This is a genomic window from Paeniglutamicibacter sp. GQ140, assembly GCF_059759235.1.
In genome coordinates this window covers 26,846-50,353 of record NZ_JCAXDW010000007.1, presented here as the reverse complement: position 1 = coordinate 50,353, position 23,508 = coordinate 26,846, and the positions used below count along the sequence as shown (strand labels likewise).

Sequence of the window (23,508 nt, the reverse complement as noted above, 5' to 3'; positions counted from 1 at the left end):
CAGGTCAGCCTATGCGGATCAGGCGATTTCGTTCATCTCGACGCGCGCACCCAAGTCAGTGAGCTTGTCCATGAACTTTTCGTAGCCGCGGTTGATCAGTTCGATTCCGGTGACATGGCTGGTGCCTTCGGCGGCAAGTGCGGCAATCAGGTGGGAGAACCCGCCGCGCAGGTCGGGGATGTCGATGTCAGCCCCGGTCAACGGGGTCGGCCCGGTGATGACGGCGGAGTGCTGGAAGTTGCGCTGGCCAAAGCGGCAGGGGATGGCGCCGAGGCATTCGCTGTGCAGCTGGACCTTGGCTCCCATTTCCACCAGGGCGTTGGTGAAGCCGAATCGGTTCTCATACACGGTCTCGTGAATGATGGAAACGCCGGTGGCCTGGGTCAGTGCAACGACCAGGGGCTGCTGCCAGTCCGTCATGAATCCGGGGTGGACGTCCGTTTCAAGGATCAGGGGCTTGAGCTCTCCGCCCGGATGGAAGAACCGAATTCCACCATCCGTGACCTCGAACTCCCCGCCAATCTGGCGGTAGGTGTGCAGGAACGCCGTCAGGTCGCGCTGCGCCGCGCCCTCGACGTAGATGTCGCCGTTGGTGACCAAGGCGGCCGAGGCCCAGGATGCGGATTCATTGCGATCCGGCAGTGCCTTGTGGTTGTAGCCGTTGAGGCGTTCGACGCCGATGATGCGAATGACCCGGTCGCGACCGACCGTGATGATGGCACCCATTTTTTGGAGGAGGGAAATAAGGTCAAGGATTTCGGGCTCAATGGCCGCGTTTTCAACTTCCGTGGTTCCCTTGGCGCGCACGGCGGTCAGCAACACCTGTTCGGTGGCGCCAACGCTCGGGTACGGCAGGGAGATCTTGGCACCGGTCAGGCCGTGAGGGGCCCGGATGCTGGTACCCAGTGGACCTGCCTTGTCAATCTCGGCCCCGAAATGCCGCAACACGTCCAGGTGGAAGTCAATCGGGCGGTCACCGATCTTGCAGCCGCCGAGGTTCGGAATCAGGGCCTCGCCCAGGCTGTGGAGCAGCGGGCCGCAAAAGAGGATGGGGATGCGCGAGTCGCCGGCGTGCGTGTCGATCTCGTTGCTAGTGGCCGTCTTGGTGCCGCTGGGGTCCATGGTCAGGTCGCCAGTGGCTTCGTCCTTGGTGACGGTGACGCCGTGGATCTTGAGCAGACTCGTGACAACGGCCACGTCCTTGATCTCAGGGACATTGCGCAAGACAGAGGGCGAATCCCCCAAGAGAGCAGCAACCATGGCCTTGGGAACCAGGTTCTTGGCACCCCTGACGGTCACTTTTCCCTTGAGTGGCACGCCACCATGAATCGTTAGGACTTTCGCCATGAACTTGAGTACCTCACCAAAATTGTTAGGCCTTCGAAAACGAAGGAAAGACTTAGCAAGCATACAGCCCCCGGCATTGCCGGGGGCCGCATGGCTCATGTAACGCTGGTCGCGCCGCGGCGGACCTTGCCCGCCTTTTCCCCGGGAATCCGGGGATGATCAGCGGCAACTACCGCCCCTCGGGGCGGCGTTAAGCGGACAGCTAAGGCTGGGAATAGCGGGCCGGAAGCGTGGTCGGCTTGAACGCCGGACGCTGGGCTTCAAAGGCCGTGATCTCGTCCTCATGCTGGAGTGTCAGGCCGATGTCATCCAGGCCCTCCATGAGCCGCCAACGGGTGTAGTCGTCAATCTCGAAAGGGGCAATGATGGATCCGCAGGTGACGGTGCGGGCTTCGAGGTCCACGGTGACTTCAGTTCCCGGGTGGTTCTCGATTTCCTTCCAAATCAACTCGATATCGCTTTGTGCCACCTCGGCGGCGACCAGTCCCTGCTTCCCCGAGTTGCCGCGGAAGATATCGGCAAAGCGCGAGGAAAGGACGGCCTTGAAGCCATAGTCCTTCAGGGCCCAGACGGCGTGTTCGCGGGAGGAACCGGTGCCGAAGTCGGGTCCCGCCACCAGGACCGAGCCCTTGGTGAAGGGTTCCTGGTTCAGGATGAAGTTCCCGTCCTTGCGCCATCCGGCGAAGAGCGCGTCTTCGAATCCGGTCCGGGTGATGCGCTTGAGGTAGACGGCCGGAATGATCTGGTCCGTGTCGACGTTGCTTTGGCGCAGCGGGACGCCGATTCCGGTATGGGTGGTGATTTTCTCCATGATGAATCCTTAGGCTACTTTTGCGGCAGAGGAAGGGGCGCCCAGGTCGGACGGCGAGGACAGGGTCCCGCGGATCGCCGTCGCGGCGGCGACAATCGGCGATACCAGGTGGGTGCGCCCACCCTTGCCCTGTCGACCTTCGAAGTTGCGGTTTGAGGTTGAGGCGCAGCGTTCGCCTTCGGCGAGCTGGTCAGGGTTCATACCCAGGCACATGGAGCAGCCGGCAAACCGCCATTCCGCACCGAATTCCTTGAAGATCTTGTCCAGGCCCTCGGCCTCGGCCTCGAGGCGGACGCGTGCCGATCCCGGAACCACGATCATGCGGATGTCGGGATCCTTTTCCTGCCCCTGGATGATGCTGGCGGCGGCACGCAGGTCTTCCATGCGGCTATTGGTGCAGGAACCCAGGAAGACCGTGTCAACGCGGATTTCCTTCATGGGGGTACCAGCTTCCAGACCCATGTAGTCAAGAGCCCGCTCGCACGCGGCACGGGCATTTTCGTCCTCGAAGTCTTCGGGTGCCGGAACCTTGTCGGAAAGCGAGACACCTTGGCCGGGGTTGGTGCCCCAGGTGACGAAAGGCTCCAATTCGTTGGCGTCGAGGAACACCTCCGCGTCAAAGGCTGCGCCCTGGTCGGTGGCCAGCGTGTCCCATTCGGCGACGGCTGCATCCCAGGCTGCGCCCTGGGGTGCATGCGGGCGGCCGTTGATGTATTCGTAGGTGATTGCATCCGGGGCAATCATGCCTGCGCGGGCGCCGGCCTCGATCGACATGTTGCAGATCGTCATGCGGGCATCCATGGACAGTGCGCGGATGGCCGAGCCGCGGTACTCCAGGACGTAGCCTTGTCCCCCGCCGGTTCCGATCTTGGCAATGACGGCCAAGATGATGTCCTTTGCGGTCACGCCCGGCTTCAGTGTTCCCTCAACATTGATGGCCATGGTCTTGAACGGCTTCAGGGAAAGCGACTGGGTCGCCATGACGTGTTCGACCTCGGAGGTGCCGATGCCGAACGCCAGGGCGCCGAATGCACCGTGGGTCGAAGTGTGGGAATCGCCACAGACAACGGTCATGCCCGGCTGGGTCAGGCCCAGCTGGGGGCCCACCACATGGACAATACCCTGTTCCTTGTCGCCGAGGGAGTGCAGGCGAACACCGAACTCGGCGCAGTTCTTGCGCAGGGTTTCGATCTGCGTGCGGCTGGTCAAATCAGCAATCGGCTTGTCGATTTCCAGAGTCGGGGTGTTGTGGTCCTCGGTGGCAATCGTCAGATCCGGACGGCGCAACTGGCGCCCGGTGAGGCGGAGTCCCTCGAATGCCTGCGGGGACGTCACCTCGTGAACCAGGTGCAGGTCAATATAGATCAAGTCGGGCTGGCGAGATCCGCCCGTTCCCTCGCCCTTGCGCACCACGTGCGCGTTCCATACTTTTTCGGCCAGCGTCTGTGCTGCCTGGTGTGCGGCCATGACCGACTCCCTCACTTGATAAAAATCCTATGTGACAACTCTTCCACCCGTGCGCACGTAATATCCAGTAAGCGGATTTGCATCTCAAATAGTGAGATAGCAATATCAAACTATGGACACATCAAGTGGCGTTGGCGTCATCGACAAAGCGGCCCTCATCCTCAATGCCCTTGAGGCCGGGCCCACTTCCCTGGCCCAGCTTGTCTCACTGACCAAGATCTCCCGGCCCACCGTGCACCGCCTCGCCCAGGCGCTCGTTCACCACCGGCTGGTGGGCAAGGACATCCATGGGCGCTTCGTCCTGGGTGGCCGCCTGGTGGAATTGGCTTCGGCGGCCGGCGAAGACCGGCTGATTGCGGCGGCCGGCCCGCTGCTGATCCAATTGCGTGATTCCACGGGCGAGAGCACCCAGGTGTTCCGCCGCCAGGGCGACTACCGGGTGTGTGTTGCCTCCGCCGAACGGCCGGTGGGCCTGCGCGACACCATCCCGGTGGGAACGCAACTTTCGATGAAGGCAGGCTCGGCCGCCCAGGTCCTGTTGGCCTGGGAGGACCACGAACGGCTGCTGGATGGCCTGCATGGCGCCCGCTTCACTCCGACCATCTTGGCAGGGGTCAGGCGACGCGGCTGGGCACAAAGCCTGGGCGAACGTGAACCCGGGGTTGCCTCGGTCTCGGCTCCCGTGCGCGGACCCTCCGGACGGGTGATTGCCGCAGTGTCGATGTCAGGGCCCATTGAACGGCTCTCTCGCCAGCCTGGCAAGGCCCACCAGGAAGTCGTCGTCCAGACCGCCAACGCCTTGAGCGAGGCCTTGAGAAAAACCGGCGACTAATCGGCAGTCCCGTCCCAACCTTCGAAGTGGTCAAACCCCTGGGCCGTCCCCGGAATCCGGCCATCCAGGAGAACTCCCGAACCCGTCTTCCCGCCACCCGGTTCCTTGACCACACCCACGGCCCGGAAACCTTCCGGCAGTTCCACCGCGTTCGGGAACGTGGTTAACAGCCCGTGGTCTTCCCCGCCTCCGAGTACCCATTCCATGGGTACTGTCCGCAGCCGTGCAGCAGCCGACGACAGTCGTTGCGCATCGGCTAAGAGGGCCCGGGCGTCAAAATCAATGACCACTCCGCTGGCGGTCGCCATGCGGCGCCCGTCCTTGAGCAGTCCGTCCGAGAGGTCCATCATGGCCGTGGCCCCGGCGCGTGCAGCCAGGGGTCCGGCCTCCAAGGGGGGCTGTGGACGCCGCTGGCCGTGGACCAGGAGTTGCTCGTCGGCGGACCATTCCAGATGCGAAATCGGTGCATCCAAAAGTGCCAGTCCCGCGGCCGCAACCCCCAGGGGCCCGCACACCGCCACCACGTCCCCCGGCCTCGCCCCGCTGCGCAGTACCGGATGGTCCGCGGCAAGTGATCCGGTAACGGCCGCGGTGACGGACACCTCGCTCCCCCGCCCCAGGTCTCCCCCGGCAACGGCACATGAGGTGGCACCCAGTTCACGGACGGCGGCACTGAAGCCATCGGCCAGGTCTTCGACCCAGGCAATGGGCGTGGAGTGTGGCAGCGTAAGAGAAATCACCGCGGACGTCGCAATGGCACCCATGGCATTGACGTCCGAAAGGTTTTGGGCGGCGGACTTCCAGCCGACGTCGAAGCCGCTGCTTCGGAATCCGCTGGGCCAGTCCAGCCTGAAGTCCTGGTTTTCCACGAGGGTATCGACCGTGATCACGAATTTGCCGCCTGGTGCGGCAATCAAGGCGGCGTCGTCCCCGGGGCCGAGCAAGGCCGATGCACCCTGGAGTCGCGGCAATATTCTGGCCAGCAGCCCGCTTTCGCCTAGGTTTCCTACGGTCTGGGGATCAGCTGCGGGCACGTTGCAAGGCTCCAATGAAAAGGTTGTGTCTGGTGATTTCCGCACCCACCGGGTCAATGACCGAACGCTTCGCCACCGCACCGATCGAGGCGTGCAGTGCACGTCGGGCCTTGCGGGCGCGTCCAGCGGCCCCAAAGCGGGCGATCAGCCCTGTGGCAAGCCCCAGGACGATTCCCAATAATATGCCAATAACGAGCATCAGCGTGGGAACCGGGAAGCCTTCGACCTTGGGAACCTCCGGCAGGGTGAATTGGAGGTACTGCGCACCGAAGAGGGCACCCAGCCATAGTGCCCCGGCCAGGGCGGTGGCCAGCGATATCCACTGGATGACGGAGACCACCGGCCACCACCAGGCCCCGGTGGTGGCACCGATATTGGTGTTGGCAATGGCTTGGTCCAATTCATCGGGCAGCGTCGTCCCGCCGGCTCGCGCCGCACGGCGAATCGATCCCTGCCAGGTGTCCGGGGCGCCGGCGCTTGCTTCATCGGCGAAGCGCCGGACGGCGGAATCGGCTTGGGCCTTTTGCGCGGCACCGGGGGCCGGCAGAGAGGTGCGGTTCAGCTTCGGATTGACATCCGTGCTCTTGAGATTGAGCCGGCGCAACGGGTCCGGGCGAACCTTGGCCAACCAACGCGTGAGCGGCCAACCAGTCTTCTTGTGCGCGTCCATCCGGTAGGAAGTGCGCACGGCATTCACCACGGTATCCACGCCCGCGGCCGTGGCCAGCTCCCCGGTCAGGGCTTTCTTCGCAGGGTCACCGGGCAGCTTGAGTTCTTCTTGGGGAGATCCCTCCGCCATCCGTCTGGCGATGGTTGCCACATCGGCCGTGAGTCGGTTGGTTGCGGCACCGCGTTGGGTGACGACCCGGGCAATCTCCTGGCGCAATGGGTCCAGGCCCTCTCCGGTCAGAGCCGAGACGCCAAGAATCCTGGGGCTGGCCAAGCCGTCCGCCAGCAGGATGGAACGCAACGAATCCATGACGGGACCGCGCTGACTTTCCCTGAGCTTGTCGATCTGGTTGAGGACCACCAAGGTAACCGAGCCGTGGGTCGCCAGCGGCCTGATGAAATCATGGTGGACGGCGGCATCTGCATACTTCTGGGGATCCAGGACCCAAATCAGGACGTCCACCTGCCCGGCCAGCTTGGTGGCGATCTCACGGTTTGCCGCGACCGTGGAATCGAAGTCAGGAAGGTCCAAAAGGATCAGCCCGCTGGCTTCCTTTTCCGATCCAAAGAATCCCTTTTTTTCCAGGCGCAAGGGCGAGTCGAGAACGTGGCGCTCCTGCACTCCCAACCAATCGAGCAACGGATCGGAGCCGGCCCGTCCCCAGATACCGGCCAGGGGTTGGCTGGTCGTCGGCCGGGTTGCCGCGGTCCGGGCGAGGTCCTGTCCGACCACGGCGTTGAACAGGGACGACTTTCCGCTGCCCGTGGCACCGAAAAAGCCGACCACGGTGTGCTCCGCCGACAGGGTCCTGCGGGTCGAGGAACGTTCAAGGACCTGCCACGACGCTTCACTTACCGCCGGATCAATGCGGTCGGCCCCCAGTTCGGTGGCTTCCTTGAGTGCTTCGAGCCGCAGTTCGAGCGGGCTCACTGTTGTGGTTTGACGACGACGGCTCATGCACCTTGCTCCCGGGCCAGTCGGCGTATGGCCGCCGAATTCTGTTTCATGCGGTCTGCGTCCTGCGCGCTGGGAATGTTTTCGAGTCGAGACGCGAATCGCTGCTTTTCCGTCTCCAAGAGATCAGTGCACCGGGCAGCCAGTGAATCCTTCGCCTGCTTGGTGAGTCTGCGCACCGCGTCCTCGCCAAAGATCGCCTCGAGCAGCTTTTGCCCGACCACGGCGGACCCGCCGGCGATTCCGACCTCGAGCCCGGTCAAGCCCGCCGTGGAGGCGAAGACAACCACCATCAGGGCCACTGCGACGCCATTGACGCCGAAGGACACCATGCGTGCGGTCATGCGCTTGTTCGCACCTTCGGTACGGATAATTTCCATGAGGTCACCCTGCCATGCACGAACCTGCTCCGCGACCCGGTCGGAGAATCCGGGAGACAGTGAACCAAGGTTGGACGTGCCCACCAGTGCCTTGCCTGCCGGGTCGGACCGCCAGCGCTCCTCCGTGGTTTCGCTGGCCTTTGCGGCCTGGTCAACCACCACTGCATGCAGGCCGGATTCGATGGCCTCTTCCACATGGTCAACGGGTTTGGGCTTTCCCGTAAAGAAGGCTCCGATCCTGTCCCGCAGCCTGCCAATGCCGGACTCCAAGGAACGGAAGAATTCACCGGTACCGACAAAGTCTTGCCAACGCGCCAGGACCTCGCCGCGCAGCAGGGTCCCGTCCTGCACGCTGGCGAGGATGCCCGCGTGCGCCTGCTCGAATGCCTCATCGGCGTATTGTGCGAGCCGGGCGCTGCTGGCACCTTGTTCCACCATGGCCGTGGCAATGACGTCGCTGCGATCCGCAAGCTGCGCAAGCACCCCTGCCAAGGTTTGGCGGGCGATCGCAGCACGCGATTCGGCATTGGCAGCCAGCTCGCCCAGCCAGACCTTGAGCGGTGCGGCGGCGATTGCCGGCAGCATGTCCAGCTCGTCGAGCTCGACTTCGGGGACCACGAAGAGCTCGGCGCTGCCCAGGCCTTCGCGTTGGAGCATGCCGCGCAGGTCGGTGGCTATCTCGTCCTCGACACCCGCGGGCACCCGGTCCAGGACCACTGCCACGGTGATGTTGCGTCCCGCGGCCTCCGAGAGAAGCTTCCAGGGTACGGCGTCGGCATACCGATTGGCAGTGGTGACAAATATCCAGAGGTCGGCCGCAGCCAGCAGCTGCCCGGCCAGGCGGCGGTTTTCATCCGAGATGGAATCCACATCCGGAGCATCCAGGATTGCCAGGCCTCGGGGAACCGCGTCATCTTGCACCAATATGATCGAGTCGGTCACGGCGGCATCCGGTGTGGCACCGACCTGTGCCGCGGGAATCGCTTGGTTCCGGCTGACGGCCGTACCGGTGATGCGCCGGAGCCCGGGGAGGATCCTGTCGTTCTCCAGCCATGCCCGATCCAGCTCGTGGTGCAGGAGGATGGGTTGGCGTGTGGTGGGTCGGATGGCTCCGGCCCGAGTAACCGGGTGGCCAACGATTGCATTGACCAGCGTGGATTTCCCGGCTCCGGTGGAGCCGCCCACGACGGCAAGCAACGGCGCGTCCAGGCTGCGGTATCGAGGCAGGATGTAGTCGTCGAGTTGTTCCACCGCTGTACGGGCATTTTCACGTGCCTGGGTGACGCCGGCAATATCCAACGGCAGGATGCTGCCCGAAAGATCCGTCCGGACGTCGGTGAGCAGATTGATGGCTTCCATGTCGGCCGGCACGGCCGAGAGTGGTGGCGAACCTTGGGGTTCAGAGCCATTGCTAGTAGTCACCACTACATCATGCCAAACACTCTGGCTTTTTATTGGCAAGCTGGCCCTAGTTATCAAGGACGAAATGGAAAACATGCGTTAAAGACAAATGGCTCCAAACTAGGTTTGGAACCATTTGTGCTGGTGACCCCAGCGGGATTCGAACCCGCGTTACCGCCGTGAGAGGGCAGCGTACTAGGCCGCTATACGATGGGGCCGCATAGCTGCAACGTTTTAGGACTGTTACCGTCCGATTCAATTGAATCGTGACCCCAGCGGGATTCGAACCCGCGTTACCGCCGTGAGAGGGCAGCGTACTAGGCCGCTATACGATGGGGCCGTATGCTTTGCGTGGAGGACTTTCGTCCCCCACGCAAACCGGTCCTCGCTTTCGCGAAGACCGTGACGCTGGGGTACCAGGACTCGAACCTAGAATGTTGGTACCAGAAACCAGTGTGTTGCCAATTACACCATACCCCACAGCGTTGATTTGCTCTCCGGCTTTCTTTTCGAAAGCTTTCGTGCGCCTCAGCACGAGAAATAACTATACCGGCGGATCTGCATAAAGTACAAATCGGGGGCTCACTAGGATCCTAGTGGGCCAAAAACCCCGAGTTTCCGCTGATTATTGCGGCCAGGGACCCCAAATTTTGCAGGATTTCGACCGACTCGGTTTTGTGATCTGGCGCACGATCCAGCAGGATCCCCTGCAGTCCCGCATCCTTTGCGCCTTGGACATCGTTGACCGGGTTGTCCCCCACGTAGAGCGTGGCACCAGGGGCGGTTCCCAGCAGCCGGCAGCCGGCATGGAATGGGCGTGGATCCGGCTTCGGCGCACCAGCCGTATCCGAGCCAACGAGCAACCCGATCCGCCCAAGCCCTGAAAGCTGCAACTTGTTGCGCTGGTAGCTCTCCACGTTGTTGCTGACCGCCCCGTAGGGAATGGACAAGGCATCCAGTGCGTCTAGGCAGGCGTGCACGTCGGGGAACGGCGCCCACATGCCCTGCACCACTTCCTCGTAACGTGCGCTCCATGCCCCAAGCGCCTCGGCCGGCGGGGCTTCCAATCCCACGAGGTCGTAGGCGCGCCGGATCCGCTCGGCACGTTGGCCAAGGAACGTCAGCTCCCCCGCCATATAGCGCTCGTAAGCGCCGGCACCGTCGTCCGCGTAGTCGCGGGCCACATATTCCCGCAGTGCCGCCGGAACGTCGTTGAAGTCCTCGGCCGTGAGCTGCTTAAAGCCCTTGACCGCAGCGGAGTTCAGGTCAACGAGTGTGTCGTCAATATCAAAAAGAACGCCCTCAACCCGGGCCACGGAAGCTCCTCCGGGAGATGGGTTGAGGGCGTCGTTCGCGTTATCCACGATTCTCGCGAGTTCCAGGTTACCGGGCTGCCCGGAACGCGCGCACGCGGTTCAGCGAGGATTCCTTGCCCAGGATCACCATGGACTCAAACAGCGGCGGGGAGATCCGCTTGCCGGACACGGCGGTGCGGATCGGACCAAAGGCATGCCGCGGCTTGATGCCGAGCCCCTCAACCAAGGAAGTCTTCAAGACATCTTGGATTGTCTCGGCGTCCCACTGGTTCGCGGCCTCGAGCGCGGCCAGACCGGCGTCCAGGACCTCGGCGGTGTTTTCCGGCAGGCCCTTCAAGGCATCCGCGGCCGGCTCGATGGCCGAATCCTCGGTGAAAAGGAACTCCAGCATGTCCGGGGCCTCGCCCAGCAGCGTGATGCGTTCCTGGACGAGCGGTGCGGCCTCGGTCAGGATCTCGTTCTGGCGCTCGGTTAGCTGCTCCCCCACCAGGCCGTGGGCGCGGAGGTACGGGATCAGCCGGTCACGGAAGTCGGCGGCCTCAAGCATGCGCACGTGGGTGCCGTTGATGGCCTCGGCCTTCTTGATGTCAAAGCGTGCCGGGTTGGAGAGCACGTCGTGGACGTCAAACGCCTCGATGAGCTGGTCTCGGGTGAAGATGTCTTCATCTGCGCTCAAGGACCAGCCAAGCAGCGACAGGTAGTTCAGCAGGCCCTCGGGAATGAATCCGCGGTCACGGTGCAGGAAGAGGCTCGACTCCGGGTCGCGCTTCGAAAGCTTCTTGTTCCCCTGGCCCATCACATATGGCAGGTGCCCAAAGAGGGGCATGTACTGCGCGACCTTGATATCGATCAAGGCGCGGTACAAGGCAATCTGGCGGGGGGTCGAGGAGAGAAGGTCCTCGCCGCGCAGCACGTGGGTGATGCCCATGAGCGCGTCATCCACGGGGTTGACCAGCGTGTAAAGCGGTTGTCCGTTGGCGCGCACGACCACGAAGTCAGGAACGGATCCGGCCTTGAAGGTGATTTCCCCGCGAACCAGGTCGGTGAAGGTGAGGTCCTCGTCCGGCATGCGCACGCGGAGCACCGGCTCGCGGCCCTCGGCACGGTAGGCGGCGATCTGCTCTTCGCTGAGGTTGCGGTCAAAGCCGTCGTAGCCCAGTTTCGGGTCCCGGCCGGCAGCCTTGTGGCGTTCTTCAACTTCTTCGGGAGTGGAGAAGGATTCGTAGACGTGTCCGCCGGCACGAAGCTTGGCGATGACGTCCTGGTAGATGTCCCCGCGCTGGGACTGGCGGTACGGTTCGTGCGGACCGCCGACGTTGACACCCTCATCCCAGGTGATCCCGAGCCAATCCAAGGCGTCAAGCAATTGGTGGTAGCTTTCCTCGGAGTCGCGCTTGGCGTCGGTGTCTTCGATGCGGAAGATCATCTTTCCGCCGGTGTGGCGCGCATAGGCCCAGTTGAACAGGGCGGTGCGAATCAGGCCTACGTGCGGTGTGCCGGTCGGAGACGGGCAGAAGCGTACGCGGACGGGGGTTTCATCGGTCACGGTGGGAATGAGGGATACATCAGTCATGATGTGACCATTCTATGTCCCCGCACCTGTTCAACCGGCAAGCAGGCTGCTGTCGCGCGCGGTCCCAGGCGGTTAAGCGCCGTTGGCCCCGGATACCGGGGCCAACGTGAGGACGAGGAAGAAACGGGTGGGCTAGCGGCGGAACGGGTTGCTCAAGGTACCGATTCCCTCGATCTCAACATCCACGCGCTGTCCCTCGGTCACCAAGCCGACGCCCGCGGGGGTGCCGGTGAGGATCACGTCACCCGGAAGCAAGGTGAATGCCGCCGATGCATAGGCAACCAGGTCGTTGATCCCCCAAACCATCTGGGAAGTGTTGCCGTCCTGGACGACCGTTCCATCGAGGCGGGTGGTCAGTTGGGTGTCTTCGTGGTCCAACTCGGTCTGGATCCAGGGTCCCAGCGGGCAGGATCCATCCCAGCCCTTGGCGCGTGCCCATTGTCCGTCGGTGCGTTGTGCATCGCGCGCGGTGAGGTCATTGGCGATGGTGTAGCCGAAGATCACGTCCTGGGCCTTTTCGGCGGGGACGTCCTTGCAGATCCTGCCAATGACAACCGCAAGCTCTCCTTCGTAGGAAATCTCCTCTGAGAAGCTTGGCAAGGTGATCGGGTCACCCGACCCGACGACGGCAGTATTGGGCTTCAGGAACATCAAGGGTTCGGCCGGCACCTCATTGCCAAGCTCGGCGGCGTGGTCGGCGTAGGTACGTCCGAAGCACACCACCTTGGAGCGTGGGATGATCGGGGCCAGCAGCCGGACATCCTCAAGCTTGTGCTTGGCTCCGGTTGGCTTGATTCCTTGGAAGAAGGGGTCACCGGAAATAACGATGACCTCGTCATCTTCCACGACGCCGTACATGGGGTCACTGTCAACGACAAAACGAGCAATACGCATGGTTTATAGCTTAGTGGGTTCGTTGGAACCGGTTGCGCGTTTCGGCTTCCGGGCCTTGGCGCCGTCTGCCTCGACTTGGTCTTCGTCCTGCGGGTCGACTGGTTCCGTGTCCGGGTATCCGGTGGGGTTGGATGACTGCCAGCGCCACATGTCCCCGACCATCTGCTCAAGTCCGCGTTCGGCCTTCCACCCGATTTCCTCACGGGCCAGCGTTGGATCCGCGTAGCTCGCTGCCACGTCGCCCGGGCGGCGGTCCACGACGTCATAGGGTATCTCGCGTTCGGAGGCGCGGGCGAAGGCCTGGATCACCTCGAGCACCGAGGAACCGTGCCCCGTGCCCAGGTTCCAGGCGTGCAATCCACCATGGTCCTGCAGGTAGTCAAGTGCGGCCAGGTGTCCGGCACCGAGATCCACCACGTGGATGTAGTCGCGCACGCCTGTCCCGTCGGGCGTCGGATAATCTCCGCCAAAGACACTGACTCGGTCCCGAACGCCCACCGCCACCTGCGCGATGTAGGGCATCAAGTTATTGGGGATCCCTTGCGGGTCCTCCCCGATTCGGCCGGATTCATGGGAGCCCACCGGATTGAAATAGCGTAGCTTCGCAATGGACCACCGCGGGTCCGAGGCGGCAACGTCGTCAAGCATGCCCTCGATGTGGAGCTTGGTCCGGCCGTAGGGGTTGGTGGCGGACAATGCCGTTGCTTCGGTGATCGGGAGTTCGAGGGTCTCGCCGTACACCGTCGCCGACGAGCTGAAGACCAAGGTGCGAACACCGTGGGCATCCATGGCCTCCAACAGGTTCAGCGTGCCCGTGATGTTGTTGCGGTAGTACATCAGCGGCTTCGAAACGGACTCCCCCACGGCCTTGAGCCCGGCAAAGTGGATCACAGCCTCGGGCCTGGACGCATCGAACACGTCCCCGAGCCGGCTCTCATCCAACAAGTCGCCGACATGCAGTTGGGCGTGGCGGCCCGTAAGTTCGGCTACCCGCCGCAGGGCCTCGGGCGAGGAGTTGCTCAAGTTGTCAAAAACGTGGACCTCGTGCCCCTCTTCCAAGAGAAGAAGGACCGTATGGGATCCAATGTAGCCGGCACCGCCGGTGACCAGAATGCGCATGGAATCCATTCTAGATTAGTTGGATCGATCAATACTCTCGAACCGGCTTCATCCTTTTATTCCCGGATGCAATAGTGGCTGGTCACCTAAAGTCATTGGAATTGCGTCAAATCAGTGATCCAACGGGGTCGATCGTGTGTCGCGCCGCACCCGAGCGCGCTGTAGTTGATGCAGCACCTGGGCTCAGGTCGCTTAGCGCAGATCGGGCTCAGGTAAATCCAGTCCCCTTGGGAACGACGGACTTCCCGAATTGGACTCTGGAGTTCCAGGCGCTCTTTGTCTATGAGCAGGCCTGCCTCGACTACCGCTTCGCCTGCCGCTGGCCAGATGTCTTCTTGTGTCCCCGCTGTCATGGCTCCGCGGCTTAGCCCATGGCGTCACGCGGAACCTAGGAATGCACCAACTGCCACCACCAGATCTCGTTGACGGCGGCACCGTTCTGCAAAAGACCCGCATTCCGCTTCTGCAGTGGTTCTAGGCTGCGTATCTGATGTCCACAGCAATCCCAAGAATCTCTGCCTGTCAACTACAACGTCAGTCTGGCCTGGGTCTTTTTGAGATCGCGTGGACAATGCTCCACAAACGGCGCAGGGCCATGGTCGCGCCCGAACTACTCCTGCTCACCGGGGAAGTCGAAATCGATGAGCGCGAGGTCGGCCGCCGGGGAGGACGAAGCAACGTTGCCGCTGCCGCAAAAGTGGCGGTGGCCGTAGAAGTCAGGGACAAGGGATCCTGCAGGGACCCCACGCAGGTCACCCACGGTGCTTCGGCCGAACGTTGGAAGCAATCGTGACGGTCAATGCCGCTCCGCGCGCCGTTATCCACACCGATGGCTGGATGGGTAACGCGCATCTTCCCACGGAAGGCTACGAACATCGGCCGAGGCCCCAAAAAAGGGCTGCCAAGTGCGAGGAAAACCCGGCCCCGATCATGCCACGGGCCCATCGGGGGGGGTAAGCAACTTCAAGTCCTGGCTGGGCGGCACGCACAGATCCGTCAGCACCGCATCTGCAGCTCCATATGGAAGAATCCATCTTCAGCTACAACCGCCGAGCGACACAAATAGTTTCGTTCCAGCGGCTTCTTGGCCTGGAATCGCACCATGAACCGACGACCCTGCGACAGATCACAAACGAAGGGCCCAATACCGCAAAGCGAACCTGAGCCAGCCGGTACGCACTAGTCTTTTTATCAACATGAACTCAGTTATCGAGACGCTATCGCGATAGCCTCCTAACGCCCCAGCAGAAATACCGCGCAATGATTCTGGACCGGCGGCGAGGAAGAGACCCTCTCAAATGATCATAGTTGGCGGACCAACACAATAAATTGAAGACCGGCCGAACATGAAAAAGCACAACAGTTGGTTCGTCGGTCATGACGACAATTCTGACGAACCAGATCCCACGCGCAACCGATTCAGAACACAGTTATTCTGGTCAATCACAACGCACCCGGGATTAGCACGGTTCGAGCGACACAACGAGATTCTACCTCCCAGAGCAATGCGCCTCAGGATGTTAGATTCGTGAAGGTGTATTGCGGGCCCGCGGTTATTTGCCCGCAAGCCTATCGGATACGACGACGCCTATCGCCGACTCGGAACCACGTATCCCGCTCTGAGTCCGAGTACGGGACCCCATCCATTCGAAATGGCGAGAAATGCACATGGCTGCCAGCACGGATTTCGGGCTTAACTGCTGCTCGCTTTGTCCGGTTCTGTGCAAAGAACCCACTGCCGTCGGATACATGAGGAACCCGAGCGGCAATCGATACCGTTCGGAAGGACTTCCATGAACGACCATGAAACTGCATACCCGCACCCAGGCGGCGCCTTCCCCGCCGGTCAATATCAGAAGCAAACCACCCGACGTGCCGCGCTCAGTTTTGGGTTATTAGCAGCGGCCGGCCTCGCGACCGGCTGTTCGCAACATACATATCCAGAGAAACGTAAGTTGCCGGTTCCTCCATCCTCGACTATTAACTCCATCCCGTCGATTTCCTGGCCGACCCAATTAAAAAGCCTGAAACCGGCTGACGGAGTCATCAAAACATTCAAGGACGTGTTTGTGATGACGTCCATTTCCCAGGTCGCCACTATGACTACTAAAACCGGATCCACGCGACTGGCGATCTGCATGCGGGGAAACAGCAACCAAGTCCAGCTGATGGATCCGATAGCCGGAGTTCGTGAGAAAGTCATCACTCTTCCCGGTCATTTGATAGCCAGGGGTATGGCCTGGGACCCGATTGGACGGACCCTCTACATCGGTACGACTGACGGGCATATCTACGCCTACGCCTACGACACTTCGAAAATTGCCGATATCGGCCGCGCCGCGCCGAAGGCGAGCAGTTTGTATGGACTCACCGTCGATTCAACCGGTCGTTTGTGGGGCGGAAGTTACCCCCTGGGGATCATCTGGAACTACACCCCAAAAACCAAAAAGTTCGCCACGCTTCCCCGCATCGATAAAGGAACGGAATACATTTATTCCCTCGCTATCACGGCGGACGACACGGTGTATGTGGGCACCGGAACCAATTCACCGAAAGTGGTCTGCTTTCCTGCAGCATCTCCAACAAAACGAACAGTGCTAAAGCTTCCAGCCCTTCCCGACACAGGTTTCGTCAACAACATCACGGTCGCCGGCGACCACGTCCTCATCACTGCAAGTACCGTAAAGACCCATCTGATCTGGAATCACAGAACACAGACTGCCACGACGGCTGCGCTGCGCATGGCCCAGGGCCAAAGTGCCAGCACGGCAAAGTCAGCATCTAACTACTGGCTGAACGAAGGGGTACTCCACTCCACCAACTCAACGACTGGTGATGACTCGCGAATTGGCATTCTAGGAGTCCAGACTCCGGAACATATATGGGCCGAAAACGATATCGTTTACGTCCTGAGCCGCAATGGGGCAAGCGCAATCACGCACCGCTTTAACTTGGAAACCAAGACATCAACGGTCCAGTCCGCTGCATCACTGATGCCCGCCGGAGTCGAGGTGCACAGTCTTCTTGCACATTCAAACGGCAATATCTATATCGGCGGGTTCCTCGGGGAAGGAATATCCACGTTGGCCCCCGACACGGGAGAACGCTGGCAATCTCCGGACAACGTTGCACCCAACCAGATATCAGGAATGATCGAATGGGACGCAACAAGAACATACATTGGCTCTTACGGCGCGGCCGATATCATTCGATTGGATACCGACCGCGCCGCCGAAGGTCCGATCGCCTTCGAGCTATTGGAAAGGCTCAGCCACAAGTATGCGCAGTCACGTCCAATCGGGTGGGCCAAAAACTCGAAACGGGTTTTCTTCGGAACCGTTCCGGATTACGGACTTTCCGGCGGCGCGATGGGAATCATCGACCCCGGGACGGAAACCGTCGAACAGGTCTACAACAAGCTCATGCCGAAACACTCTATCGTTGGTTTGACGGCCGACGAGAATTACGTCTACGGGACAACATCCACCCGCAATGGAATGGGTATCCCCGACACCCCGGGTGATGCCAAGGTGTTCGCCTTCGATTTAGAAAAAAGGAAGATCGCGTGGAGGCGACGAATTCCAGGGCACAAGGGCGCAATGGCCCCAATACTGGTCGATGACAGGATCCTTGCGGGAACACTTGAAGGAATCGTTGTGTTGCGGGCATCCGACGGCGTGCTGCTCCGGAACCACGCGTTCACGAACAAATTTGACAAGGACCAAAGCCCTGGGTGGTTCACAGCCAATCTGAAACGAATCGGCGACAGCTACAGATTCGTCCATAGAGGAGCTGACTCAATCCATGTGGTGGACTTCTTGGATGGGACCGTACAAAAGATCAGTGTCGATGGCGAGGTCGGAACCGCGCTAGCGGTGACCGAGGATGGTCGTGTATTTGTCAGTCATGACGTCGTTGGAATCGCGGAAGTATCAACGGACGCGAGAGACTCTGCTAAGGTTCGGGTCGATTGATCCTAGCTGAATGCGACGCGGGCAGGAATCCACACGTGGATTCCTGCCCGCACTTGCCAACGAATGACTATGCGAGTCGTTCGAGCCAACCGTGACGGTCTTCAACGGCACCGGTCTGGATGCCCAGCAATTCTTCGCGCAGCGCCATGGTCACTTCACCTGCGGGTGCTTCCGGATCGCCGATGTGCTCGTCACCGTTCTTCAGCACGCCAATCGGGGTGATGACGGCGGCGGTGCCGCAGGCAAAGACCTCCTGGATGTCCCCGCTGGCAATGCCCTCACGCCATTCACCTAAGGTGATGGTGCGCTCCTCGACTTCAAGGCCGCGGTCAGTGGCCAGCTGGATGATCGAGGAACGTGTGATGCCTTCAAGGATGGTGCCGGTCAAACGCGGGGTGACGAGCTTGCCGCCCTTCATCACGAAGAAGACATTCATGCCACCGAGCTCTTCCACCGCCTCGTTGTTGAACGGGTCGAGGAAGAGGACCTGCTTGCAGCCGTTTTGTTCGGCCTCCAGTTGCGCAACAAGGGAAGCGGCGTAGTTGCCGCCGCACTTGGCAGCCCCGGTGCCGCCGCGTCCGGCGCGGGCGTAGTTGTGCGACACCCAAATGCCCACCGGCTTCAGCTCCCCGCCGAAGTAGTTGCCGGCCGGGGACGCAATGACGCGGTAGGAAACCTTGCGAGCCGCCCGAACGCCCAAGAAAGCTTCGGTGGCAATCATGAAGGGGCGGAGGTAGAGCGCCTCCCCGTCGCCGCTGGGAACCCACTGGACGTCGGCCTTGACCAAGCGTCGCAGTGACTCGACAAAAGCTTCCTCGTCCAGCTGCGGAAGCGCCAGGCGCTCGGCGGATCGATTCAGGCGGGCTGCGTTCGCGTGCGGACGGAACGTCCAGACGCTGCCGTCGGCATGGCGGTAGGCCTTTAGGCCTTCGAAGATTTCCTGGCCATAGTGCAGCACCGAGGCCGCTGGATCCATGGCAATGGGGCCGTAGGGCTCGATGCGCGCGTTGCTCCAGGTGCCCTGCGGTCCTTCACCATCGGCCGACCAGTCGATGACCGCGGTGTGGTCAGTGAAGAAATCCCCAAAACCTGGGTTCGCCAGAATGTCGGCGCGTTCCTGATCGCTTTTACGGTGAGTTGAGAGATCTTCAATGAATTCCATGATGCCGTCAGGCTTCCTCTTCGACAGGGTGTTGCGGTGGCAAGCCAGCAGGGGCTTGCCACCCTAAGAATTGGTTCCTAAATGAACCTAGTCACCAGCTTAAGCCAGTGCGGCAACGATTGCATCGCCGATCTCCGCCGTGGTGCGCGGATCGGTCATTTCATCGCGTGAAGCAATGTCGCTTTCCACTGCTTCCTCGACCCGGCGGGCCGCCTCCGGAAGACCCACGTGGTCAAGCAGGAGGGCTGCCGAAAGGATTGCCGCAGTCGGATCCGCCTTTTGCTGGCCGGCGATGTCAGGGGCCGATCCGTGGACCGGTTCAAACATTGAAGGCGCGGTGCGGTCCATGTTGATGTTTCCGGATGCGGCCAAGCCAATGCCACCGGTGATGGCGCCGGCCTGGTCGGTGAGGATGTCGCCAAAGAGGTTGTCGGTGACGATGACGTCAAAGCGCGACGGGTTGGTCGTCATGAAGATCGTTGCGGCATCGACGTGCAGGTAGTCGTGGGTGACATCGGGGAATTCGGCAGCGACTGCCTCAACGGTCCGGCGCCACAGGTGGCCGGCAAAGACCAGCACGTTGTGCTTGTGGACCAGCGTCACATGCTTGCGGGTACGCTCATTGGCACGGCGGAAGGCGTCGCGCACGACTCGCTCGACGCCGTGGGCAGTGTTGATTGACACTTCGGTGGCGATTTCGTGCGGTGTACCCACGCGCAGGGCGCCGCCGTTACCGACGTAGGGTCCCTCGGTGCCTTCGCGGACGACGATGAAGTCGATTTCGCCGGGATTTGACAACGGGCTCGGGACCCCCGGGTAGAGCTTGGAGGGGCGCAGGTTCACGAAGTGATCCAGGCTGAAGCGCAGCTTGAGGAGCATTTCGCGCTCGATCAATCCCGACGGAATGCGGGTATCCCCCGGCGCTGCGCCTACAGCACCGAAGAGGATGGCGTCATGGCCGCGGAGCGCAGTGAGCGTCTCCTCCGGAAGGGTCTCCCCCGTCTCCAGCCAATGCTCGGCACCGAGCTTGTAGTCGGTCAGTGCCAACTGCACGCCAGAGGCTTCGGTTGCCTTCTTCAGGACCTTTACGGCCTCGGCAATTACTTCAGGACCAATGCCATCACCTGGAATGACGGCAATATTCAAGGATTCGCTCATGCTACGAGTTTATCGACTCGTATCACTATGTGAGCAACCCATCTCATATTGTGAACGGCGGCAGCAATTCCGCCTCAATTCTCATGCCATGGCATGACGAATGCCTTGCTTCAACACCGTAGGCTAATCAAGGAAGAAGAAGCAGCCCCATTGCCCACGCAGGAATCGATGACGCCACACCGCAGCCTAGATAGATGGATTCGCGAGAATCCACACAAGGTCGACCTCATCCTTGGCCTCGGCATATGGCTCGTCTTCGGACTTCTTGCCGGAATCATGCTTGGTGTTTCGGGAAACGGCTGGCAATTGGCCATCCTGGGTACCGTCCAAACGCTCCCATTGATTTGGCGCCGCCGGCACCCTGGGCTGGCTGCCGGAATAATTGTCCTCGCCCACCTCATCCAAGTTGCCGTCACCGACGAGTTATTGCCTTCCCAAATTGCCGTGCCGATTACGGTGTATTCGTTGGCCGCCTATGGACGACGCTGGCAGTCATTCGCTGGTCTCGCCGCGGGATTCGTGGGCGCCCTTCTTGCCAGTATTCGAGTGGGGGCCTGGTCCGCAGGCAGCTCACCGGAAGGTGCGGTGCGCAATTTCATCGCGCTCGGCCTCCTGGTCTTGGTGGCCTGGACGTTTGGGGATTTGGCCCGGACCCGACGGTTGACCCTGCAGACGCTCGAGGACCGCGCCAGAAGGCTCGAAATTGAGCGGGAGCAGGAACGCGCCTTGGCCGCTGCCGATGAACGCAGCCACATTGCGCGAGAAATGCACGATATCGTTGCCCATTCACTTTCGGTGATCATCACGCAGTCCGATGGTGCGCGCTACGCAAGTGAACACGATCCGGAGATCGCCCGGGAAACCCTCGCCACCATTTCGCAGACGGGGCGCAGCTCGTTGCGCGAGATGCGCCGGCTGCTGGGTGTTCTGCGCAGCGATGAGGAGGCTTCAACCCGTCCCCTCCCCGCCCTCGTCGACGTTCCCGAATTGCTTGATGCCACGCGCATGAGTGGCTTGGCCATCAACTTCGCGCAGGAAGGCACCGCCCGGCGCGAGCTTCCGGCAGGTGCCGAGCTCACCGTATACCGGGCCATGCAGGAGGCCCTGACCAACGTCCTGAAGCACGCCGGCCCCGAAGCCGCGGCCGGCGTGAGTCTGCGCTGGGACAATCGGGGACTCCAGTTGCTGGTATCTGACAACGGGCGCGGGGCCGGTGCCCTGGGAAGCTCCGCATCCGGACAGGGCCTTCGGGGAATGGCCGAGCGAGTTGCCCTCTACGAGGGTCACGTCGAAGCAGGACCCACACCCGGCGGAGGCTTCCGCGTTTCCGTATTCATCCCCTACACCGAGGACTAAAAAGCTTTGCCAAAAGAAAACCCCATCCGCGTCGCGCTGGTCGATGACCAGCTCCTGGTCCGCAGCGGCTTTAGGATGCTCATCAATTCCCAAGCTGATCTTGAGGTTGTTGCCGAGGCATCGAACGGCCGCGAGGCCATCGCCTCCCCTGCACTTGCCGCGTCGGATGTCATTCTTATGGACGTGCGCATGCCGGAAATGAATGGGATAGAGACAACAGAGCTGTTACTTTCAGGACAATCCAAGGCTGCACCCGGGCCCAAGGTCATTGTCCTCACGACCTTTGACCTCGACGAGTACGCGCTGTCCGCCATCCAGGCCGGTGCCAGCGGCTTCTTGCTCAAGGACGCTCCCCCGGAGGAGCTGCTTGAATCTATCCGTACCGTCCACCGCGGGGATGCAGTCATAGCACCGTCCACGACCCGGCGCCTTCTTGACCATGTGGCGCCGATGCTGAGACGCTCGACCCTTCCGGACAGCGCCCATGTCGTGTCGGTGCAGTCCCTAACGAGAAGAGAGCGCGAAGTCTTTGAATTGATTGCCCAGGGCCGGTCCAATCCGGAAATTGCCGCCGGACTTTTTCTTTCCGAAGCGACGGTCAAGACGCATGTTGGGCACATCCTGGCCAAGCTCAACGCACGGGATCGAGTGCAAGCTGTCGTCATCGCTTACGAGACTGGAATAGTTTCCCCTTGATTCAGCCGCACGGTCTACCGCTAGATTGTAGGAGTGGCTGACCGCGGTTGCAGGAGCAATTGCTGGTGAAACGAGAAAGCTCCGGTTCCCTGCGCGGAGGCGGTGGGAACCGGAGCAACTCAAGAGCTTCGCATTACATGCTCGCAGCTTTCACCAGGCTGTCCTCGGAGGGCAAGTTCGAGTCAAAGTCCTCCAGTCGCGTACCAACACCAAGCAGCTCGGCAATCGCTGCAACCGTGCGGATTGCCGCCTTGCCGTCACCGTAGGGGTTGGTCGCCATGGCCATCTGCTCATAGGCAGCAGCATCATTGAGCAAGAGTTCGACGGATTCAAAGATTTTCTCTTCGTCGGTGCCGATGAGCCTCACGGTGCCGGCGACAACGGCTTCCGGGCGCTCGGTGTTCTCGCGCATGACGAGTACCGGCTTGGCAAGGCTCGGAGCTTCTTCCTGCACGCCGCCGGAGTCGGTCAGCACAATGTTGGCCGCGGCGATGAGCCTGGTGAATTCGCCGTAGGCCAGTGGCTCGGTCAGGGTGATGTTCTGGAGCCCCTCGATCTCGGGCAGCAGGGCTTCACGCACGGCGGGGTTGCGGTGCAGGGGAAGAATGAACTCGACTTCCGGCTCCGCGGCCGAGAGGCGTGCCAAGGCGCGGCCGATGCCGCGCATAGGCTCACCCTGGTTCTCGCGACGGTGTGTCGTGACCAGGACAATCTTGCGACCGGACGACACCAGCTCTTCAAGCTTGGGGTCGCCAAACGGAATGTTCTTTTCAACGACGGTGAACAGGGCATCGATGACGGTGTTGCCCGTGACCGTAATGGTCTTCGGATCAATGGTCTCGTTGATCAGATTCAGCTGGCTCAGCGTGGTAGGTGCAAGGTGCAAGCTTGCGATCTGGGACGTCATCTTACGGTTCGCTTCCTCCGGGAACGGAGAGAAGATGTCGTAGCTGCGAAGTCCCGCCTCAGCATGGACAACCGGGATACCCCGGTAGAACGCGGCAATGGCTCCTGCAGTGGACGTGGTGGTGTCCCCCTGGACCACCACGGCGTCCGGCTTTTCCTTCTCAAAGATTGCATCGAGACCATTGATGGTCTTGGTGAGCAACGAGTTGAGGGTCTGACGCGGCTGAATGACGTCCAGGTCGTATTCAGGGGTGATATCGAAAAGTTCGTTGACTTGGTCGAGCATCTCACGGTGCTGGCCGGTAACGGTCACCACACAGTCAAAGAGCTCGGATTCCTGCAGGGCCTTCACAATCGGTGCCACCTTGATGGCTTCCGGCCTGGTGCCGTAAATCGGCATGATTTTCTTCACGATAACCTATCCGTTGGGGCGAATAATGAGATGGATCGACGTGCTG

Annotated in this window: 18 protein-coding genes and 3 tRNA genes; 5 read left to right on the top strand and 16 right to left on the bottom strand. The window is 61.4% G+C overall.

The features are described 5' to 3' along the window. Positions 1-18: 18 nt before the first annotated feature. The 3 genes from murA to leuC all read right to left on the bottom strand — a co-directional run bounded on the left by murA (position 19) and on the right by leuC (position 3,625). The gene (gene murA, locus AC6CHY_RS11640) at positions 19-1,347 is read right to left on the bottom strand and encodes a UDP-N-acetylglucosamine 1-carboxyvinyltransferase (RefSeq protein ID WP_498226784.1); all 1,329 of its coding nucleotides are present in this window, start codon (positions 1,345-1,347) and stop codon (positions 19-21) included. Between the two features lie 202 nt (positions 1,348-1,549). After that, positions 1,550-2,158 (bottom strand): 3-isopropylmalate dehydratase small subunit, encoded by a 609-nt coding sequence (gene leuD / locus AC6CHY_RS11635; protein WP_498226783.1) that lies wholly within the window; start codon positions 2,156-2,158, stop codon positions 1,550-1,552. 9 nt (positions 2,159-2,167) lie between these two features. Then, entirely contained in the window at positions 2,168-3,625 is a 1,458-nt protein-coding gene (leuC, locus tag AC6CHY_RS11630; RefSeq protein WP_498226782.1) for a 3-isopropylmalate dehydratase large subunit, read from the bottom strand. Positions 3,626-3,737: 112 nt separating this feature from the next. Here leuC and AC6CHY_RS11625 point away from each other — a divergent pair, with 112 nt between their 5' ends. Beyond that, on the top strand, positions 3,738-4,457 hold the full coding sequence (locus AC6CHY_RS11625) for an IclR family transcriptional regulator (protein WP_217390441.1): 720 nt from the start codon (positions 3,738-3,740) through the stop codon (positions 4,455-4,457). On the opposite strand, the gene thiL is transcribed toward AC6CHY_RS11625, so the two are convergent. The 10 genes from thiL to galE form a co-directional block, all read right to left on the bottom strand. Next, on the bottom strand, positions 4,454-5,491 hold the full coding sequence (thiL, locus tag AC6CHY_RS11620) for a thiamine-phosphate kinase (protein WP_498226781.1): 1,038 nt from the start codon (positions 5,489-5,491) through the stop codon (positions 4,454-4,456). The two genes, AC6CHY_RS11625 and thiL, sit on opposite strands and share 4 nt — an antisense overlap. Beyond that, entirely contained in the window at positions 5,478-7,091 is a 1,614-nt protein-coding gene (locus AC6CHY_RS11615; protein ID WP_498226780.1) for a GTPase, read from the bottom strand. Before AC6CHY_RS11615 ends, thiL begins: the two co-directional genes overlap by 14 nt. Before the next feature lie 23 nt (positions 7,092-7,114). Next, positions 7,115-8,854, bottom strand: coding sequence for a dynamin family protein (locus AC6CHY_RS11610; protein ID WP_498226889.1), 1,740 nt, complete (start codon positions 8,852-8,854; stop codon positions 7,115-7,117). A gap of 184 nt (positions 8,855-9,038) precedes the next feature. Beyond that, positions 9,039-9,114: transfer RNA gene (locus AC6CHY_RS11605), tRNA-Glu, on the bottom strand. A 49-nt stretch (positions 9,115-9,163) separates the two neighbouring features. Further along, positions 9,164-9,236: transfer RNA gene (locus AC6CHY_RS11600), tRNA-Glu, on the bottom strand. A 68-nt stretch (positions 9,237-9,304) separates the two neighbouring features. After that, positions 9,305-9,376: transfer RNA gene (locus tag AC6CHY_RS11595), tRNA-Gln, on the bottom strand. Positions 9,377-9,489: 113 nt separating this feature from the next. Then, positions 9,490-10,212, bottom strand: coding sequence for an HAD family hydrolase (locus tag AC6CHY_RS11590; RefSeq protein ID WP_498226779.1), 723 nt, complete (start codon positions 10,210-10,212; stop codon positions 9,490-9,492). Between the two features lie 67 nt (positions 10,213-10,279). After that, the gene (gltX, locus tag AC6CHY_RS11585; RefSeq protein ID WP_498226778.1) at positions 10,280-11,785 is read right to left on the bottom strand and encodes a glutamate--tRNA ligase; all 1,506 of its coding nucleotides are present in this window, start codon (positions 11,783-11,785) and stop codon (positions 10,280-10,282) included. A 132-nt stretch (positions 11,786-11,917) separates the two neighbouring features. Continuing rightward, a complete protein-coding gene (locus tag AC6CHY_RS11580; RefSeq protein ID WP_498226777.1) occupies positions 11,918-12,679 on the bottom strand; it encodes a fumarylacetoacetate hydrolase family protein in 762 nt (253 codons plus the stop codon). 3 nt (positions 12,680-12,682) lie between these two features. Further along, a complete protein-coding gene (gene galE, locus AC6CHY_RS11575; protein ID WP_498226776.1) occupies positions 12,683-13,798 on the bottom strand; it encodes a UDP-glucose 4-epimerase GalE in 1,116 nt (371 codons plus the stop codon). Between the two features lie 595 nt (positions 13,799-14,393). Here galE and AC6CHY_RS11570 point away from each other — a divergent pair. Both AC6CHY_RS11570 and AC6CHY_RS11565 read left to right on the top strand, forming a co-directional pair. Then, positions 14,394-14,591 (top strand): hypothetical protein, encoded by a 198-nt coding sequence (locus AC6CHY_RS11570; protein ID WP_498226775.1) that lies wholly within the window; start codon positions 14,394-14,396, stop codon positions 14,589-14,591. Between the two features lie 1,000 nt (positions 14,592-15,591). Continuing rightward, complete coding sequence (locus AC6CHY_RS11565; protein ID WP_498226774.1) at positions 15,592-17,772, top strand: NHL repeat-containing protein; 2,181 nt, start codon at positions 15,592-15,594, stop codon at positions 17,770-17,772. Positions 17,773-17,839: 67 nt separating this feature from the next. Here AC6CHY_RS11565 and AC6CHY_RS11560 read toward each other — a convergent pair whose 3' ends face one another. Both AC6CHY_RS11560 and AC6CHY_RS11555 read right to left on the bottom strand, forming a co-directional pair. Continuing rightward, on the bottom strand, positions 17,840-18,934 hold the full coding sequence (locus tag AC6CHY_RS11560) for a branched-chain amino acid aminotransferase (protein WP_498226773.1): 1,095 nt from the start codon (positions 18,932-18,934) through the stop codon (positions 17,840-17,842). 99 nt (positions 18,935-19,033) lie between these two features. Beyond that, entirely contained in the window at positions 19,034-20,092 is a 1,059-nt protein-coding gene (locus AC6CHY_RS11555; protein ID WP_498226772.1) for a 3-isopropylmalate dehydrogenase, read from the bottom strand. A gap of 168 nt (positions 20,093-20,260) precedes the next feature. Here AC6CHY_RS11555 and AC6CHY_RS11550 point away from each other — a divergent pair, with 168 nt between their 5' ends. Beyond that, positions 20,261-21,448: a sensor histidine kinase gene (locus tag AC6CHY_RS11550; RefSeq protein ID WP_498226888.1), complete on the top strand. Its 1,188-nt coding sequence runs from the start codon at positions 20,261-20,263 to the stop codon at positions 21,446-21,448. A 6-nt stretch (positions 21,449-21,454) separates the two neighbouring features. After that, positions 21,455-22,144 (top strand): response regulator, encoded by a 690-nt coding sequence (locus tag AC6CHY_RS11545; protein ID WP_498226771.1) that lies wholly within the window; start codon positions 21,455-21,457, stop codon positions 22,142-22,144. 133 nt (positions 22,145-22,277) lie between these two features. On the opposite strand, the gene wecB is transcribed toward AC6CHY_RS11545, so the two are convergent. Further along, a complete protein-coding gene (gene wecB / locus AC6CHY_RS11540; RefSeq protein ID WP_498226770.1) occupies positions 22,278-23,462 on the bottom strand; it encodes a non-hydrolyzing UDP-N-acetylglucosamine 2-epimerase in 1,185 nt (394 codons plus the stop codon). Positions 23,463-23,508 lie beyond the last annotated feature (46 nt).

Coding starts and splice junctions, on each gene's coding strand:
- gltX (WP_498226778.1), bottom strand. CDS start 11,785: ATGACTGATGTATCCCTCATTCCCACCGTGACCGATGAAACCCCCGTC.
- leuD (WP_498226783.1), bottom strand. CDS start 2,158: ATGGAGAAAATCACCACCCATACCGGAATCGGCGTCCCGCTGCGCCAA.
- AC6CHY_RS11555 (WP_498226772.1), bottom strand. CDS start 20,092: ATGAGCGAATCCTTGAATATTGCCGTCATTCCAGGTGATGGCATTGGT.
- AC6CHY_RS11610 (WP_498226889.1), bottom strand. CDS start 8,854: ATGGAAGCCATCAATCTGCTCACCGACGTCCGGACGGATCTTTCGGGC.
- leuC (WP_498226782.1), bottom strand. CDS start 3,625: ATGGCCGCACACCAGGCAGCACAGACGCTGGCCGAAAAAGTATGGAAC.
- AC6CHY_RS11565 (WP_498226774.1), top strand. CDS start 15,592: ATGAACGACCATGAAACTGCATACCCGCACCCAGGCGGCGCCTTCCCC.
- AC6CHY_RS11550 (WP_498226888.1), top strand. CDS start 20,261: ATGACGCCACACCGCAGCCTAGATAGATGGATTCGCGAGAATCCACAC.
- murA (WP_498226784.1), bottom strand. CDS start 1,347: ATGGCGAAAGTCCTAACGATTCATGGTGGCGTGCCACTCAAGGGAAAA.
- AC6CHY_RS11570 (WP_498226775.1), top strand. CDS start 14,394: ATGGTCGCGCCCGAACTACTCCTGCTCACCGGGGAAGTCGAAATCGAT.
- AC6CHY_RS11560 (WP_498226773.1), bottom strand. CDS start 18,934: ATGGAATTCATTGAAGATCTCTCAACTCACCGTAAAAGCGATCAGGAA.
- galE (WP_498226776.1), bottom strand. CDS start 13,798: ATGCGCATTCTGGTCACCGGCGGTGCCGGCTACATTGGATCCCATACG.
- AC6CHY_RS11580 (WP_498226777.1), bottom strand. CDS start 12,679: ATGCGTATTGCTCGTTTTGTCGTTGACAGTGACCCCATGTACGGCGTC.
- AC6CHY_RS11625 (WP_217390441.1), top strand. CDS start 3,738: ATGGACACATCAAGTGGCGTTGGCGTCATCGACAAAGCGGCCCTCATC.